The organism is Streptomyces sp. NPDC058401, assembly GCF_042722885.1.
Classification (GTDB): domain Bacteria; phylum Actinomycetota; class Actinomycetes; order Streptomycetales; family Streptomycetaceae; genus Streptomyces.
In genome coordinates, this window is record NZ_JBHXKA010000007.1 from 83,648 (window position 1) to 98,666 (window position 15,019).

The following is a 15,019-nucleotide window of genomic DNA, read 5'->3' on the forward strand; positions in this document are numbered from 1 at the left end:
ATCTGGCGGTTCGCGGGTTAGCGTGCCCGCATGCGTCATGAGAACCGGCCGCCGTCACCGCGCCGTTCCCGGCTCACCCGCCGGGGCAGGCTGGCGCTCTTCCTCGGAACCGTCCTCGGGCTCGGGGCAGCCTTCCTGATCCCCCTGCTGCCCGGGGAGCAGGCGCCCGAGAAGTCGCGCCAGTTGCTGATCCCGGAGGGCTGGCGGGCCCCACAGGTCTACGCCGCCATCGACCGCGAACTGAAGCTCCCGGCCGGCTCCGCCAAGGCCGCGGCCGCCACGGCCGCCCTGCCCCTGCCCGCCGAGGCGAAGGGCAACCCGGAGGGGTACCTCTTCCCGGCCACCTACCCGGTGACCTCGAAGTCCACCCCGGCCGCACTGCTCACGTACATGGTCGAGACGGCCAACAAGAGCCTCGCCACCAAAGCCGTCGCGGACGGCGGCAAGGCGCACGGGATGACCCCGTACCAGACGGCCACCCTCGCGAGCATCATCGAGGCGGAGGCCGAGACCCGCGGGGACATGGGCAAGGTCGCCCGGGTGGTGCACAACCGGCTGGCGAAATCGATGCCGCTCCAGATGGACTCCACCATCAACTACGCGCTGAACCGCTCGACGGTGGACACCAAGCTGAGCGAGACGAAGATCGACAGCCCCTTCAACACGTACGAGCGCCAGGGCCTGCCGCCCACCCCCATCGACAGTCCCGGCCTGCAGGCCATGGCGGCCGCGGTGGCCCCGACCCCCGGAGACTGGCTCTTCTTCGTCACCGTCAAGCAGGGCGACACCCGCTTCTCGGCGACCTACGAGGAGCACAAACGGCACGTGGCCGAGTTCAACCGGCTCCGAGCGGCCTCGCACGCAACCTGAACCGGCCCGGGCCTGACCCGCACGGCGCGGGCCGGCACGAGCCGAAAGGAGCCAGCCTAGCGGATGCCGGCCCCCGTGCGGGTGAGCAGGCGGTGGATCTCACGCACCGCAGCGCCGCCGGCGCGGTTGGCGCCGATGGTCGATGCCGACGGGCCGTAGCCGATCAGGTGGATCCGCTCGTCGCGGACCGCGCGGGTGCCGTCGAGGCGGATGCCGCCGCCCGGCTCGCGCAGGCGGAGCGGCGCCAGGTGGTCGATGGCGGGGCGGAAGCCGGTGGCCCGCAGGATCACGTCCGCCTCCACCCGGGTGCCGTCCGGCCAGGCGGCCCCCGTCCTGGTGAGGTGACCGAACATCGGGCGGCGGTCCAGGACGCCCGACTCCAGCCCGCCCCGGACCGCCTCGTTCAACGGCAGCCCGGTGACGCTGACCACGCTCCGGGGCGGCAGCCCCTGCCGCACCCGTTCCTCCACCAGGGCCACCGCCGCGCGGCCCTGCTCCTCGCCGAAGCTCCCGTCGCGGAACACCGGGGGCCGGCGGGTGACCCAGGTGGTTTCCGCCGCCACCTCGGCGATTTCCAGCAGGTGCTGCACCGCCGAGGTGCCGCCGCCCACCACGATGACCCGGGCTCCGGCGAACTCGCCGGGACCCGGGTAGTTCGCCGTGTGCAGCTGGCGGCCCCGGAAGAGCTCCTGGCCCGGGTAGCGCGGCCAGAACGGCCGGTCCCAGGTGCCGGTGGCGTTGATCAGCGCCCGCGCCGACCAGGTCCCGGACCGGGATTCCACCAGCAGCCGGCCGTCCGCCCCGTCGCGCACGGCGGTGACGTCCACCGGCCGCTGCACGCGCAGGCCGAAGCGGTCCTCGTAGGCGGCGAAGTACTCCGCGATCACCTCCGAGGAGGGTCGCAGCGGGTCGGCGCCGGTGAGTTCCATCCCGGGCAGCGCATGCATGCCGTGGACCTTGCCGTAGGTGAGCGAGGGCCAGCGGAACTGCCAGGCGCCGCCCGGGCGCGGCGCGTGGTCCAGGACCACGTGGCCGATGCCCGCCCGCGCCAGGTGGTAGGCGCCGGACAGTCCCGCCTGCCCCGCGCCCACGACGACCACGTCCACGTCCTGCACCGCGAAATCGTTCACGGTTCTACCAACTGGGGGTGGCGTCGAGATCTTCCCGGGACGGGGACCGGGACCGGGACCAGGCCCCCGGCTCAGCGCGCGAGCAGGCCGCGCGCCGCGAGCTCCGGGGTCACCCCCTCGCCGAACCAGTACGCCTCCTCCAGGTGCGGATAGCCCGACAGCACGAAGTTCTCGATCCCGAGCGCGTGGTACTCCTCGATCCGGTCCGCCACGTCCCCGTGGCTCCCGACCAGGGCCGTACCGGCACCCCCGCGCACCAGGCCGACCCCGGCCCACAGGTTCGGGGAGATCTCCAGCTTGTCGCGCGAGCCGCCGTGCAGGGCGAGCATCCGCTGCTGGCCGACCGACTCGCTCGCGCCCAGCGCCGTCTGCGCCGCGGCGATGGACGCGTCGTCCAGGTCGCCGAGCAGCCGGTCCGCCGCCGTCCAGGCCTCCTTCGCCGAATCCCGGGAGATGGTGTGCAGCCGGATGCCGAACTTCACCGTCCGGCCCCGCTCCTCGGCCAGCGAACGGATCCAGTCGATCTTCTCCTTCACCTCCTGCGGCCGCTCGCCCCAGGTCAGGTACACGTCCGCGTGCTCGGCGGCCACCGGACCAGCCGCGGCCGAGGACCCGCCGAAGAAGATCTCCGGCAGCGGGTCCGGCGGCACCGCGGTCAGCCCGCCCTCGACCCGGTAGTGCTCGCCGTGGAAGTCGAAGGGCTGCCCGCCCCAGACGCCCCGTACGACCGAGAGGAACTCGGCGGTGCGCTCGTAGCGCAGATCGTGGCCGAGGTGGTCGCCGAACCGCCGCTGCTCCGCCGAGTCGCCGCCCGTCACCACGTTCAGCAGCAATCGTCCGCGCGTGATCCGCTGGTAGGTCGCCGCCATCTGTGCGGCCAGCGTCGGCGAGATCACCCCCGGCCGGAAGGCCACCAGGAACTTCAGCCGCTCGGTGTGCTGCGCGAGGGCCACCGTCGTCAGCCAGGCGTCCTCGCACCAGGTACCGGTCGGGGTCAGCACCGCCTCGAAGCCGAGCCGCTCGGCCGCCTTCGCGATCTGCGCGAGGTACTCGATGTCGGGCTCGCGCACCCCGGCGGCCGTGTGGTTGTTGGCGTAGGCGTGCCGGTCGACCAGGGTGCGGCCGTCGCCGCCGGTCGGCAGGAACCAGTGCAGGCGTACCGTCATCAGGAGTCCTTCCCGTACGTGCGCGCGGGGGTGGTGGAGGGCGGCAGGTCCTTGTTGAAGCGGGTGTCGACGAAGTCCTTGAAGACGACCTTGCCGGGGATCAGCTTCAGCTCGGTGAAGGTGTCGGCGATCTTCTGCTCGGAGGCCACGGCCGCATCGTCCACGGCCACCGGCACCCGGGTCCCGTTGCTCCGCTTCACCGCGTCGAAGGCCACCTCGTACGGCAGCCCCGTCTCCTTCGACCAGACCTTGGCCCACTCCTCCGGGTGCTTGAACACCCAGTCCTGGGCCCGCTGGAGGCGCTGGAGGAAGTCCCCGATGGCCTTCCCCTTGCCCTCGTCCGCCAGCGCGCCGGGCGCCGCCACCTGGAAGGAGAGCCCGTTGACGACCCCCTCGCCGCTGGTCAGGATGCGGGCGCCGGTGCGCAGCACCTGGGAGGTGTACGGGTCCCAGACCGCCCAGGCGTCGACCTTGCCGCTGTTGAAGGCGGCCAGCGCGTCGGCGGGCTGGAGCAGGGTGATCTGTACGTCGGCCGGGGTCAGGCCGGCCTGCTGGAGGCTCGCGATCAGCTGGAAGTGGGCCGAACTGCCCTGCGCCACCGCGATCTTCTTGCCGCGCAGCTCGGCGGGGGTCTGGAGGGTGGAACCCTTGGGCACGAGGATCGCCTCGCCGGCGGAGGAGCCGTGGGAGGCGCCCACCACCGTGATCTTCGACTTGGCCGCGGCGGCGAACACCGGCGGGGTGTTGCCGACGCCGCCGATGTCGACGGCCTTGGCGTTGACGGCCTCCAGCAGCGGGGGACCGGAGGTGAAGGTGGACCACTTGATCTCGTAGTCGATCTTCTCCAGTTCGCCGGCGGCCCGCAGCAGCGACTCGTAACCGCCCTTCTGGTCACCCACGTTGAGGGTGACCTTGGCGCCGCTCTTGGCTCCGTCCTTCGCTCCGTCCTTCGCTCCGGAACCGGTGTCGGCGGCCGAACTTCCGCCGCAGGCGGTCAGGACCAGCGACAGCGGGAGCAGGGCGGCGAGCAGGGGCAGGGTGTGACGTCTCATGTCGCTTCTCTTCGATCTCTCGTACGGGAATCAGGGCAGGGGATGCGGAGGGGGCCGGTCGCGGCTCAGCCGACGCCGAGCTCGGCCAGCAGCCGGGCACGCAGCGCGGCGAAGCCGGGGTCGCCGACCGAGCGCGGCCGCTCCAGAGGCACTTCGATGTCGTGGGCGATGCGGCCCTCGTCCATCACGAGCACGCGGTCGGCCAGCAGCACCGCCTCGTCGACGTCGTGGGTGACCAGCAGCACCGCGCAGCCGCGCCGCTGCCACAGCTCGGCGACCAGCCGCTGGGCGTTGATCCGCGTCAGCGCGTCGAGCGCGCCGAACGGCTCGTCCAGCAGCAGCAGATCGGGCTCGCGGACCAGGGCGCGGGCGAGCGAAGCCCGCTGTGCCTCGCCGCCGGACAGGGTCTTCGGCCAGGCGTCGGTGCGGTGTTCCAGCCCGACCTCGGCCAATGCCCGCTCCGCGCGCTCTCGTTCGGGGCGCCCGGGCAGGCCGAGCAGCACATTGCGCCAGACCTTCTTCCAGGGCATCAGCCGGGGGGCCTGGAAGGCCACCGCGCGGCGTTCGGGCACCAGGACCTCGCCCTCGATTTCCCGGTCCAGGCCGGCGAGCACCCGCAGCAGCGTCGACTTCCCGCAGCCGCTGCGGCCGAGGAGCACGGTGAACTGCCCGGCCCGCAGGGTGAGGTCGAGTCCGTCGATGACGGCCCGGCCGTCGAAGGAGCGGGTCAGCCCCCGGACCCGTACGGCGGTATCAGCGGTATCTGCCGCGTCGGCCGGGGCCGCCGGGTCCGCCGTGACGGTGGTGGCGGCAGCGGTCACTGGCCGGTGAAGGTCGGTCGCCATTGCAGCAGCAGCCTTTCGAGAGCACGGACGATGAGGTCGGCGGTGAGGCCGAGGAAGGCGTAGACGACGAGGCAGACGACGATGACGTCGGTGCGGAAGAACTCGCGGGCCTGGTTCATCAGGAACCCGATCCCGGCGTCCGCGTTGATGGACTCCCCGAACACCAGGGCCAGCCAGGCCGTGGCGAGGGAGTACCGAAGTCCCGTCATGAACCCGGGCAGCGCGCCCGGCAGCACCACGTGCCGCACCAGCCCCCAGCGGCCCAGCCCCAAGGCGCCGCCCGCTTCGATGAGTTGCTCGTCGACCCCGCGGATCCCCGCGTACACGTTGAGGTACAGGTGGAAGGCCGTGCCGAGGGCGATGAGCGCCACCTTCGGCGCCTCCCCGATGCCCATCCAGATGATGAACAGCGGAATGAGGCCCACCCAGGGCACCGTGCGCAGCATCTGCACGCTCGCGTCGATCAGGTCCTCGCCCAGCCGGGAGAGACCCGAGAGCAGTGCCAGCACCGTCCCCACCGTGCCGCCGAGGATGAGGCCGATCGCCACGCGCTGGAGCGACACCCCCATCGCGGCGGGCAGGGTGCCGTCCTCGATCAGGCCGGCGGCGGCGCTCGCGATGGTCGAGGGCGGAGCGAGGGTATCGGCGGGCAACCAGCCGAAGCTGCTGGCCAGTTGCCAGGCCGCGAGCAGCAGGAGCGGCCCGCTGGTGCGCCGTACCCAGCGGGGCGGGGAGCGCCGTTTCGCCGAGGCGGGTACGACGGGCACGAGCGCGGGGGCGTTGCCCACTGACTGCACGGATGTGGTTTTAGGCGACTTAACCGATATATCCGGCCGTGCAGGGCTGGTGAGGGTCATGGGTGCTCCACGGAAGGGGAGAAGGAGGGGAGGAGGCGGGGCAGGGGAGGCGCACGCCCGTCGGGCCCCACCCGCCCGCCGGTGCGGAGGCGGAGTGCGGGGCTGTGGAGCTCGGAGACACCCCGGCCGCGGGGAACCCGGGACGAGGGAAACCAGGCCGTGGGAATCCTGGGCCGCGGGAAGCCCGGGCCGCGGAGGACCGGGGCTCGGGGGATCAGCAGCTCAGGGAATCAGCGGCTCAGGGGGTGCGAGAGGTGAGCGCGGAGCGCTCGTGCCGCACGCGAAAAGGGCGTCAGTGACCGCGACAACAGGCGGCGGAGGCCACCCGCAGCAGGTCGATGTGACCGCGCGTGGTGAGCATGACTGAACGCAACATGCGGCGAAACTTAGCCATTCGCCCGCGCCGGGTCAATGGCGTCTCGATCCCTGGGATCCCGGTCTCCCCCGTCGGGACGCGAGCGGTTCAGGAGCGGCGCGCACTCAGGGGCGGCGCGCGCTCAGGCGCGGCGCGCGCTCAGCGTGGCCATGACCGGGTCCCTCGGCTGGAGGGTGAGCCCCGGGAGGACCCTCGCGCGGGTCGGACCGCTGTCCACGTGGAAGCGCTGGGCCACGACGGCCAGCACGAGGGCCGCCTCGACCAGGGCGAAGCGGGCGCCCAGGCAGGCGCGCGGACCGCCGCCGAAGGGGAACCAGGCGTGCTCCGGGATCCGGTGGGCATCGGCCGCGTCCTCGGACCACCGCTCGGGGCGGAAGGCCTCCGGCTCCGGGAACCAGCGCTCGTCCCGGTGCATCGACCACGGGCTGATCCACACCGACAGGCCGGCCGGGACCGGACGCCCGCCGAGCGTGGCCCCTTCCCTGGCCACCGCGGAGATCAGCCAGATCGGCGGGTAGATCCGCAGGGCTTCCTTGACCACCTGCCGGGTCCAGGGCAGCCGTGCGTAGTCCTCGTACGTCGGCAGCCGGCCGCCGAGCACCCGGTCCAGTTCCTCGGTCAGCCGTTCCCGTGCCTCCGGTGCGCCCGAGAGCAGCTGCCAGGCCCAGGTCAGGGTGGTCGAGGTGGTCTCGTGGCCGCCGATGTACAGGGTGATCGCCTCGTCCCGCAGCTCCGTGCGCGACAGCGGCCCGCCCTCCTCGTCGCGGGCGGAGAGGAGCCGGCTGAGCAGGTCGTCCCGCTCCTCCCCGGCCGCCGAGGCCGCCTCGTGCTCCCGTATGACGTGCTCGATCTCTCGGTCGAGCACGGCCACGGCCGCCCGCATCCGGCGCCGTCCCGGAGTCTGCACCCAGGGCGGAAGGAACAGCGTCACCCCCCGGAACTCGGCGCTGAGTTCGCGCTGCGCGGTGGCCATGGCCGCGCTGATGGGTGCCTCCCGGCCGGCGGCGTCGCTCCCGAACAGGGTGCGCACCGCGATGCGTTGGGTGAGCCCGGCCATCTCCCGGTGCACGTCGATCCGCTCGCCGCCGCGCCAGCCCGAGACCAGCGCGTCGGCGCACTCCACCATCGTCCCCGCGTACGAGCGCACTTGGCGCGGGCGCACCGAGGGCTGGACCAGCGCCCGCTTGCGCCGCCAGTCCTCGCCGGTGGCCACGACCACCCCGTTGCCCAGCAACTGCCGGAAAGCCCAGCCGAGTTCGGTCGGGCTGAAGGTGGACTCCACGGCGCCGAGCAGCTCACCCGCGTGCTCCGGCCGGGAGACCAGTACGTTGCGCTGCGGGCCGAGCGCCCAGGGCACCCAGTCCCCGTACTCGTCGCGCAGCGACTCGAAGAAGGCCAGCGGATCGCGGGCGAAGGCGGGCAGGTTCCCCACCAGGGGCCAGCGGCGCGGTCCGCGCTCGGAGCCCGGGGGCGTCAGGGTGGCGGTCACCCCGGCATGGTGACAGCGCGGCCCCCAGGAAGCCAGGGCCTGGAACCCGGTCTGCCCGGGCACACCGGAACCCCGGGCCGCCGCACAATGGAGGCGTCGGGCCCGGGGCGTCCGGACGGCTCAGGCCGCCTGCGCGGCGGTGAGCCAGGTGTAGGCGCTCTCCGCGCTGAACTCCGTCTGCCCGGAGGGGAAGAGCAGTCCGGCCGCCGCGAAGGCGGGGTCGCCGGCGGTGGCCGCCACGTACGGGACCGCCACGCACCGCATGCCCGCCGCGTGCGCGGCCAGGGCGCCCGGCGCCGCGTCCTCGACGACCACGCAGTCGGCGGGGTCCGCGCCCAGCCTGCGCGCCGCCTCCAGGAACACGTCGGGGGCGGGCTTGCCCTGGGGGACCTCCTCGGCGGAGACCACCGTGGTCAGCAGCGTGTCCAGCCCGGTGCCCGCCAGGACCGCGTCGATCGCCTCGCGGGAGGAGCCCGAGGCCACCGCCATCGGAACGCCCTCGGAGTGCAGCCGCCGCACGAACGCGCGCATCTCGGGGTAGGCCTCGGTGTGGGTGCGGGCGAGCTCCAGGTAGGCGGCGTTCTGCTCGGCGAGGAGCTGCTCCACCGGGGTGGTGATCCCGTACTCGTCCCGGAGGATCTCCAGGGTTTCCAGGGTGCCGATGCCGATGTACCGGGAGTGCTGCTCCCAGGTGAAATCGGGTACCCCGTGACGTGCCAGGGTGCGCCGCCCCGACTCGTAGTAGTTCGGCTCGCTGTCCACGAGCGTGCCGTCGAGATCGAATATGACGGAGATCATCCGTTGTGCCCGTCCTGCCGGTGCCTGCCTTGTTCCTGTCCCTACCATCTTGTCAGGATTTGCGCGCCGCTCGTCCCACGGACTCGACCAGGGGGAGGAGCCGGTGCGCCACCCGCTCGCGCAGCGCGACCTCGGTCCGGGTGCGCACCACGCCGGGCAGCCGGATCAGCCGCTGGATGACGTCCTCCAGATGCGCGTTGTCCCGCGCGGCCACCCGGGTCAGCAGGTCCCCGCCGCCCGTGATGGAGAAGGCCTCGATGATTTCCGGCACGGAGGCCAGCGCGTCGCCGACCTCGTCCAGGTGCCCCTGGGTGACCTCGATGTGCACGAAGGCCAGGACGGGATGCCCGAGCGCCGCGGGGGAGAGCACGGGGCCGGTTCCGGTGATCACCCCGGTGCGTTCCAGCCGGTCGAGCCGGGCCTGGAGGGTGCCGCGCGCGACGCCGAGGATCCGGGCGTACTCCCGGACGCTGGTGCGCGGCTGCTCGATCAGCAGGCGCAGGATCCGTGTGTCGAGCTCGTCCACCGCCATGCCGCGACTGTACCAACGCGGGACCCTGCGCCCCGGGTCAAACCCCCTGTGACCTGCGATGGCGCGGCGAACGACCGGGCTGACGGGGCGGCCACGGCAGGAATCCGCTGGTGCGGGCCCGGTAGGCGGCGTAGCCGGGCCGGTCCGCCATGTGCCGCTCCAGCAGCCGCTTCCCGCTGCCCCCGATCAGCAGGTACGACATCACGAGCGGGGAGACCACCGACACGGCCACCGCGCCGCCCGAGGTCCAGGCGGTCAGGGACAGCCCCCACCACACGCAGAAGTCGCCGAAGTAGTTCGGGTGCCGGGTCCAGGACCACAGGCCCCGGTCCATGATCCGCCCCCGGTTCGCGGGATCGGCCCTGAACCGGGCCAGCTGGTGGTCGCCGACCGCCTCGAAGAGCAGCCCGCACAGCCACAGCGCCGTGCCCGCCACGGCGAGGGCCCCGGGGCGCCCGGTCGCGTACGCCGCCGCCTGCACGGGCAGCGAGATCAGCCAGACCAGGCCCGCCTGGAGCAGGTAGACCGTGCGCAGCGCGTACCAGGTGCGGTTGCCCGGAGCCCGGGAGAGCAGCCGCTCGTAGCGCGGGTCCTCGCCGTGCCCGCGGCCCCGCCACGCGATGTGCCCGGCCAGCCGCAGGCCCCACACCACGGCCAGGACCGCCGGCAGCGGGTGCCGGCCGCCCGACTGTGCGTACGTGGCGACCGCGACGGCGACGAAGCCCAGGCCCCAGGCCACGTCCACCCCGCGGTGCCGGCGCAGGCGGACCCCGACGGCGAAGGCGGCGAGCATGACGGCGAGGGCCGCCCCCGCCGAGACGGCCAGGTTGAGCCCGAAGGCGCCCCAGTTCACCGGGAACCACCGCCCGCCGCGAGCCCCTCGGGGGCCGTGCGCGTCAGCAGGAACTGGTGCACGTCCAGGTAGCCCGAGGCGAAGCCCGCCTCGCAGTAGGCCAGGTAGAAGGTCCACATCCGCCGGAAGGTGGAGTCGAAGCCCAGCTCCGCCACCCGGTCGGCCCGCTCGGCGAAGCGCTCCCGCCACAGCCGCAGCGTCTGCGCGTAGTGGGCCCCGTAGGCCTCGGAGCGGGTCACGCGCAGCCCGGTGTGCGTGCGCGCCGTCTCCTCCACCACCCGGACGGACGGCAGCATGCCGCCGGGGAAGATGTACTTGTGGATCCAGGTGTACGTGTCCCTGGTGGCGAGCATCCGCTCGTGCGGCATGGTGATCGCCTGGAGCGCGACCCGCCCGCCGGGCGCCAGCAGCCGGTCCAGCGTGGCGAAGTACACCGGCCAGTACTCGGCGCCGACCGCCTCGATCATCTCGACGCTCACGATGGCGTCGTAGCTCCCCTCGGCCTCCCGGTAGTCGCACAGCCGCACCTCGACGCGGTCGGACAGCCCGGCGGCCGCGATCCGGCGCAGGGCCAGCTCCCGCTGCTCCCGCGACAGGGTCAGGGTGACCACGTGCGCACCGCGCCGGGCCGCCCGGACGGCCAGTTCGCCCCAGCCGGTGCCGATCTCCAGCAGCCGGGTGCCGGGGCCGGTCCCGGCCAGGTCCAGCAGCATGTCGATCTTGCGGTGCTGGGCCTCGGCGAGCTCCTCCGGGGCGGCGGGCAGGGAGCGGAACACGGCCGAGGAGTAGGTCATGGTCGGATCGAGGAACTCGGCGAAGAGCTCGTTCGACAGGTCGTAGTGGCGTTGGATGTTCGTCCGCGAGCCGTCCGGGGTGTTGCGGTCCCCGGCCGGGTGGCGGGAGGCCCACAGGCCGCGCAGCCGCTGGAGCGGAGCGGGGACCAGCCCCGTCACGTGCCCGGCCAGCACGGTCAGGACGGCGACCGGGTCGCGTGCGTCCCACTCCCCGGCCAGGTACGACTCGCCGAAGCCGATCAGGCCCTCGGCCGCGATCCGGCGTTCGAAGGCGTCCGGGTCGTACACCGCCATCGCGGGGCCGCCCCGCCCCAGGGTGCCGTCTGGGCCCATCCGGACCTGGAGCGGCAGCCGGTCCAGGGCCCGGCGGATCAGCAGCCGCCCGACGGCGGCCCTGGCCCGGGAGCAGGGCGGCACGGCCGGGGCGGTGGCGGTGGTGGTGGTCGACGTGCTCACTTCAGACCCTCCTGGGGTACGTGTGGGGGACGCGGCCGGACCGGCAGCCCGCGCAGCCACAGCCGGACGCCGTGGAAGCGGATGCCGGCGCTGACGGCCGCGGTGGACCAGGGCCGGCGCAGTGCGGCGCGCAGCAGGCCGTGGGCGCCGGCCGGGCGGCGTGCGCCGCGGACGGTCGCGGTCAGGCGGGCACCGTCCGTGCCGCCGGCCAGCCGGACGGTCAGCGCGAGGCGTTCGGCGGGCTCGGGCAGCTGCATGCGGTAGGCGCCCTCCACCCTGAGGAAGGGGGAGACGTAGAACTCCTTGGGAACCGGCGCGACATCGAGGTCTCCGCGGTCCCCCAGGGCCACGTCCGGAGGGAGCAGGTAGCAGTGCCGTTCGCCGTACGTGTTGTGCACCTCGGCGACCACCTGGCGCAGGGAGCCGTCCGGCCCGTGACACCAGTACACGGTCAGCGGGTTGAAGACGTGGCCGAACACCCGGGCGTGCGCCAGCATCAACACCTTGGAACCCGGCGGGAGTCCGGCGCCGCGCGCCGCGAGGAAGGCGTCCAGCCCGGCCCGGATCGAGGGGGCGCCGCCGCCGAAGTGGTCGCGCGCCTCGAACCGGGCGAGCGGCCGCAACGGCCGGGGGAGGCGGGGCAGTCGGTCGAGGTCCACCAGCCACAGATAGGTGCGGTGCCGAAGCCGGTAGCCGTTTCTGCCTCCGGCCCCGCCGTTGCTTCCGCTCGGGCCCGACCGGACGTGCCGGACGTCGGCCAGGTAGAGACGGGGCTCCGCGGGGCCGGGGCTCACCACGTCACCCCCAGCGCGGCGGCGGCCTCCACGCCCGAGCGGCAGCCGTCCTCGTGGAACCCCCACCCGTGATAGGCGCCGGCGAAGGCCGTCACCGGCCCCGACAGGGCCGGCAGGAGCCGCTGGGCCGCCACCGACTCCGTGGTGTAGACGGGGTGTTCGTACTCCATCTCCGCCAGGACGGCCTCCGGCCGCACCGCGCCGTCCGCGTTCAGCGTGACCACGTACGGCTCCGGCCCGTCCAGCCCCTGGAGCCGGTTCATGTCGTAGCTGACCCGTACGTGCGCATCGGCCGGCCGGCACCCCGACAGCCGGTAGTTCCAGCAGCCCCGCGCGCCGGGCGTGCGCGGCAGCACGGAGGTGTCGGTGTGCAGCACGGTGCGGTTGCGGGAGTAGCGGAAGGCGCCGAGCGCGGTGCGTTCCGCGTCCGTCGGATCGGCCAGCAGGCGCAGCGCCTGATCGGCGTGGACGGCGACGACCACCGCGTCGTAGAGGTCGGTGGCCCCGCCGGCGGTGGTGACCGACACGCCCTGGGGGGTGCGGGCGAGCGCCCGTACCGGAGCGGCGAGGTACACGGCGTCCAGCCGTTCGCGGAGCCGCTCCACGTAGCGCGCCGAGCCGCCCTCGACCGTGCGCCAGCTCGGCGAGCCGCCCACCGACAGCATGCCGTGGTGCTCCAGGAACCGGAACAGGTACCGGGCCGGGTACCCGAGCGCCGTGTCCGGCGGGCAGGACCACACCGAGGCGACCAGCGGGATCGCGAAGTGCGCGGTGAAGTAGGCCCCGAAGCGGCCCCGTTCCAGGAACTCGGCCAGGGTGATCTCGGAGGCACCGGTGCCCGGGCCGGTGCCGGTGCCCAGCTCGGCGGAGGTGGCGGCATCGGCCAGCAGCCGCCTCGCTGCCCGGTGGAACTCCGGGATCCGTGCCAGCATCCGCAGGTACTGCGGGTTCACGGCGGACCGCCGCCGGGCGAAGAGCCCGCGAGGCCCGCGCGCACCCGCGTACTCCAGCCCGCACCCCTCGCAGTGGACCGACAGGCTCATCGTCGTCGGCCGGGTGGCCACCCCCAGCTCGTCGAAGAGCCGCAACAGGTGCGGGTAGGTACGGTCGTTGTGCACGATGAACCCCGAATCCACCGCGCGCACCACCCCGTCCGGCCCCTTGATCTCGTGCGTGTGCGCGTGCCCGCCCAGCCGGTCGTCCGCCTCGTAGAGGGTCACCTCGTGCGAGCGCGCCAGGACGTACGCCGCCGTCAGGCCCGACACGCCCCCGCCGATCACGGCCGTCCGCGGGCGCGCCGCCCCTCGCTCCGTCATCGTGTTCCTCCCTCGTCACCCCGTCACCCGGCGCATCCCGGCACCCCTTCTTCGGAGCCGAGGGGGGTCTTGGATGTGCCGTTCGGGGGAATCCCGCATCCGATCCGGCGCGCCGCGGCGAATCCGAAGCAGGGAACAGAGGTACGCAAGAGCAGGGCGCGAAGAGCGGAGACAGCCATGACGGGCAAGAACTGCCTGGTCACCGGGGCCACCGGCTATATCGGCGGACGCCTCGTACCCGACCTCCTGGACGCCGGGCACCAGGTCCGCTGCCTGGCCCGCACCCCGGAAAAACTGCGCGACCACCCCTGGGCCGGGGACGCCGAGATCGTCCGCGGAGACGTCACCGACCCCGCGTCCCTCGCCGGGGCGATGACCGGCATCGACGTCGCCTACTACCTCGTGCACTCCCTCGGCACCGGATCCGGCTTCGAGGAACGCGACCGGGACGCCGCCAGGGCGTTCGCGGACGCGGCCCGCGCCGCCGGGGTCCGCCGCATCGTCTACCTCGGCGGCCTCACCCCCGCGGACATCCCCGTCCGCGACCTCTCACCACACCTGCGCTCCCGCGCCGAGGTCGGCGAGATCTTCCTCGCCGGATCCGTCCCGGCCACGGTGCTGCGCGCCGCCGTGGTCATCGGGTCCGGGTCCGCCTCCTTCGAGATGCTGCGCTACCTGACCGAACGGCTGCCCGTCATGGTCACCCCCAGCTGGGTCGGCACCCGCTGCCAGCCCATCGCCGTCCGCGACGTGCTGCGCTACCTCGTCGGCAGCGCGGGCATGCCGCCCGAGGTCAACCGGGCCTTCGACGTCGGCGGCCCCGACGTGCTCACGTACGAGGAGATGATGCGCCGCTACGCCACCGTCGCGAGGCTCCCCGCCCGGCTCATCCTGCGCGTCCCGATGCTCACCCCGCGGCTGTCCAGCCACTGGATCGGCCTGGTCACCCCCGTGCCGAGGGCGCTGGCCCGGCCGCTCGCCGAATCCCTGCGGCACGAGGTGGTGTGCGCGGAGCACGACATCGCCGTCCACGTCCCGGACCCGCCGGGCACGCCCATCGGCTTCGACGAGGCCCTCGCACTGGCCCTCCGGCGGATCCGCGAGGCCCGGGTGACCACCCGCTGGTCCTCCGCCGCCGTGCCGGGCGCGCCGAGCGACCCGCTGCCCACCGACCCCGACTGGGCCGGCGGCAGCCTCTACACCGACTGCCGAGAGCTGACCGTCGGCGCTCCCGCCCCGGCGCTGTGGCGGGTGGTGGAGGGCATCGGCGGGGAGAACGGCTGGTACTCCTTCCCGCTGGCCTGGGCGGTACGGGGCTGGCTGGACCGGCTCGCCGGCGGAGTCGGCATCCGGCGCGGCCGCCGGGACGCCGCGCGGCTGCGGGTCGGGGACTCCCTGGACTTCTGGCGGGTGGAGGAGATCGAACCGGGCCGACTGCTGCGGCTGCGCGCGGAGATGCGGCTTCCGGGGCTGGCCTGGCTGGAACTGCACGCCGATCCGCCGACCCCGGGGGAGACCGGATCCCGCTACCGCCAGCGGGCCCTGTTCCACCCGCACGGCCTGCTCGGCCACCTGTACTGGTGGAGCGTGTCACCGTTCCACGCCGTCGTCTTCGGCGGCATGGCGCGCAACATCGCCCGCGCGGCGGAGCGGGCGGGCGATGCCGGTGAGGGTGCGGAGTAGTCCCGCGG

General features: G+C 73.6%; 15 protein-coding genes. 2 read left to right on the forward strand and 13 right to left on the reverse strand.

The window, feature by feature from the left end:
• Positions 1-30 precede the first annotated feature (30 nt).
• The gene (mltG, locus tag ACFWNV_RS04415; protein ID WP_383940306.1) at positions 31-870 is read left to right on the forward strand and encodes an endolytic transglycosylase MltG; all 840 of its coding nucleotides are present in this window, start codon (positions 31-33) and stop codon (positions 868-870) included.
• Between the two features lie 56 nt (positions 871-926).
• Here the strand turns inward: mltG and ACFWNV_RS04420 are convergent, their stop codons facing one another.
• The 13 genes from ACFWNV_RS04420 to ACFWNV_RS04480 all read right to left on the reverse strand — a co-directional run bounded on the left by ACFWNV_RS04420 (position 927) and on the right by ACFWNV_RS04480 (position 13,328).
• Positions 927-2,000 (reverse strand): NAD(P)-binding domain-containing protein, encoded by a 1,074-nt coding sequence (locus ACFWNV_RS04420; RefSeq protein WP_383940308.1) that lies wholly within the window; start codon positions 1,998-2,000, stop codon positions 927-929.
• 71 nt (positions 2,001-2,071) lie between these two features.
• Positions 2,072-3,166 carry an LLM class flavin-dependent oxidoreductase gene (locus ACFWNV_RS04425; protein WP_383940310.1) on the reverse strand — a complete coding sequence of 365 codons (1,095 nt, stop codon included), beginning with the start codon at positions 3,164-3,166 and terminating at the stop codon, positions 2,072-2,074.
• Positions 3,166-4,218 (reverse strand): ABC transporter substrate-binding protein, encoded by a 1,053-nt coding sequence (locus ACFWNV_RS04430; RefSeq protein WP_383940312.1) that lies wholly within the window; start codon positions 4,216-4,218, stop codon positions 3,166-3,168. Before ACFWNV_RS04430 ends, ACFWNV_RS04425 begins: the two co-directional genes overlap by 1 nt.
• A 65-nt stretch (positions 4,219-4,283) precedes the next feature.
• Entirely contained in the window at positions 4,284-5,063 is a 780-nt protein-coding gene (locus ACFWNV_RS04435) for an ABC transporter ATP-binding protein (protein ID WP_383940315.1), read from the reverse strand.
• The gene (locus ACFWNV_RS04440) at positions 5,036-5,920 is read right to left on the reverse strand and encodes an ABC transporter permease (RefSeq protein ID WP_383940318.1); all 885 of its coding nucleotides are present in this window, start codon (positions 5,918-5,920) and stop codon (positions 5,036-5,038) included. Before ACFWNV_RS04440 ends, ACFWNV_RS04435 begins: the two co-directional genes overlap by 28 nt.
• 292 nt (positions 5,921-6,212) lie before the next feature.
• Complete coding sequence (locus ACFWNV_RS04445) at positions 6,213-6,314, reverse strand: putative leader peptide (RefSeq protein WP_383940320.1); 102 nt, start codon at positions 6,312-6,314, stop codon at positions 6,213-6,215.
• A 103-nt stretch (positions 6,315-6,417) separates the two neighbouring features.
• Positions 6,418-7,785: a cytochrome P450 gene (locus tag ACFWNV_RS04450; protein ID WP_383940323.1), complete on the reverse strand. Its 1,368-nt coding sequence runs from the start codon at positions 7,783-7,785 to the stop codon at positions 6,418-6,420.
• Between the two features lie 120 nt (positions 7,786-7,905).
• Positions 7,906-8,583 carry an HAD family hydrolase gene (locus ACFWNV_RS04455; RefSeq protein ID WP_383940326.1) on the reverse strand — a complete coding sequence of 226 codons (678 nt, stop codon included), beginning with the start codon at positions 8,581-8,583 and terminating at the stop codon, positions 7,906-7,908.
• Positions 8,584-8,635: 52 nt separating this feature from the next.
• Positions 8,636-9,115, reverse strand: a complete 480-nt coding sequence (locus tag ACFWNV_RS04460) for an Lrp/AsnC family transcriptional regulator (RefSeq protein WP_215034290.1) — start codon at positions 9,113-9,115, stop codon at positions 8,636-8,638.
• Positions 9,116-9,152: 37 nt separating this feature from the next.
• Positions 9,153-9,908 (reverse strand): DUF1295 domain-containing protein, encoded by a 756-nt coding sequence (locus ACFWNV_RS04465; protein WP_383940379.1) that lies wholly within the window; start codon positions 9,906-9,908, stop codon positions 9,153-9,155.
• Between the two features lie 56 nt (positions 9,909-9,964).
• Positions 9,965-11,218 carry a class I SAM-dependent methyltransferase gene (locus tag ACFWNV_RS04470; RefSeq protein WP_383940330.1) on the reverse strand — a complete coding sequence of 418 codons (1,254 nt, stop codon included), beginning with the start codon at positions 11,216-11,218 and terminating at the stop codon, positions 9,965-9,967.
• On the reverse strand, positions 11,215-12,012 hold the full coding sequence (locus ACFWNV_RS04475) for a DUF1365 domain-containing protein (RefSeq protein WP_383940333.1): 798 nt from the start codon (positions 12,010-12,012) through the stop codon (positions 11,215-11,217). Before ACFWNV_RS04475 ends, ACFWNV_RS04470 begins: the two co-directional genes overlap by 4 nt.
• The gene (locus ACFWNV_RS04480) at positions 12,009-13,328 is read right to left on the reverse strand and encodes an NAD(P)/FAD-dependent oxidoreductase (protein WP_383940335.1); all 1,320 of its coding nucleotides are present in this window, start codon (positions 13,326-13,328) and stop codon (positions 12,009-12,011) included. The genes ACFWNV_RS04475 and ACFWNV_RS04480 overlap by 4 nt, the downstream gene beginning before the upstream one ends.
• Before the next feature lie 177 nt (positions 13,329-13,505).
• On the opposite strand from ACFWNV_RS04480, the gene ACFWNV_RS04485 reads away from it, so the two are divergent.
• Entirely contained in the window at positions 13,506-15,011 is a 1,506-nt protein-coding gene (locus tag ACFWNV_RS04485) for an SDR family oxidoreductase (RefSeq protein WP_383940338.1), read from the forward strand.
• Positions 15,012-15,019: the final 8 nt, after the last annotated feature.

Bases quoted from the DNA above. Each gene is read 5' to 3' on its own strand.
- ACFWNV_RS04460 (WP_215034290.1), bottom strand. From the start codon at position 9,115: ATGGCGGTGGACGAGCTCGACACACGGATCCTGCGCCTGCTGATCGAG.
- ACFWNV_RS04480 (WP_383940335.1), bottom strand. From the start codon at position 13,328: ATGACGGAGCGAGGGGCGGCGCGCCCGCGGACGGCCGTGATCGGCGGG.
- ACFWNV_RS04485 (WP_383940338.1), top strand. From the start codon at position 13,506: ATGACGGGCAAGAACTGCCTGGTCACCGGGGCCACCGGCTATATCGGC.
- ACFWNV_RS04445 (WP_383940320.1), bottom strand. From the start codon at position 6,314: ATGGCTAAGTTTCGCCGCATGTTGCGTTCAGTCATGCTCACCACGCGC.
- ACFWNV_RS04425 (WP_383940310.1), bottom strand. From the start codon at position 3,166: ATGACGGTACGCCTGCACTGGTTCCTGCCGACCGGCGGCGACGGCCGC.
- ACFWNV_RS04435 (WP_383940315.1), bottom strand. From the start codon at position 5,063: ATGGCGACCGACCTTCACCGGCCAGTGACCGCTGCCGCCACCACCGTC.
- ACFWNV_RS04440 (WP_383940318.1), bottom strand. From the start codon at position 5,920: ATGACCCTCACCAGCCCTGCACGGCCGGATATATCGGTTAAGTCGCCT.
- ACFWNV_RS04455 (WP_383940326.1), bottom strand. From the start codon at position 8,583: ATGATCTCCGTCATATTCGATCTCGACGGCACGCTCGTGGACAGCGAG.
- mltG (WP_383940306.1), top strand. From the start codon at position 31: ATGCGTCATGAGAACCGGCCGCCGTCACCGCGCCGTTCCCGGCTCACC.
- ACFWNV_RS04430 (WP_383940312.1), bottom strand. From the start codon at position 4,218: ATGAGACGTCACACCCTGCCCCTGCTCGCCGCCCTGCTCCCGCTGTCG.
- ACFWNV_RS04465 (WP_383940379.1), bottom strand. From the start codon at position 9,908: ATGCTCGCCGCCTTCGCCGTCGGGGTCCGCCTGCGCCGGCACCGCGGG.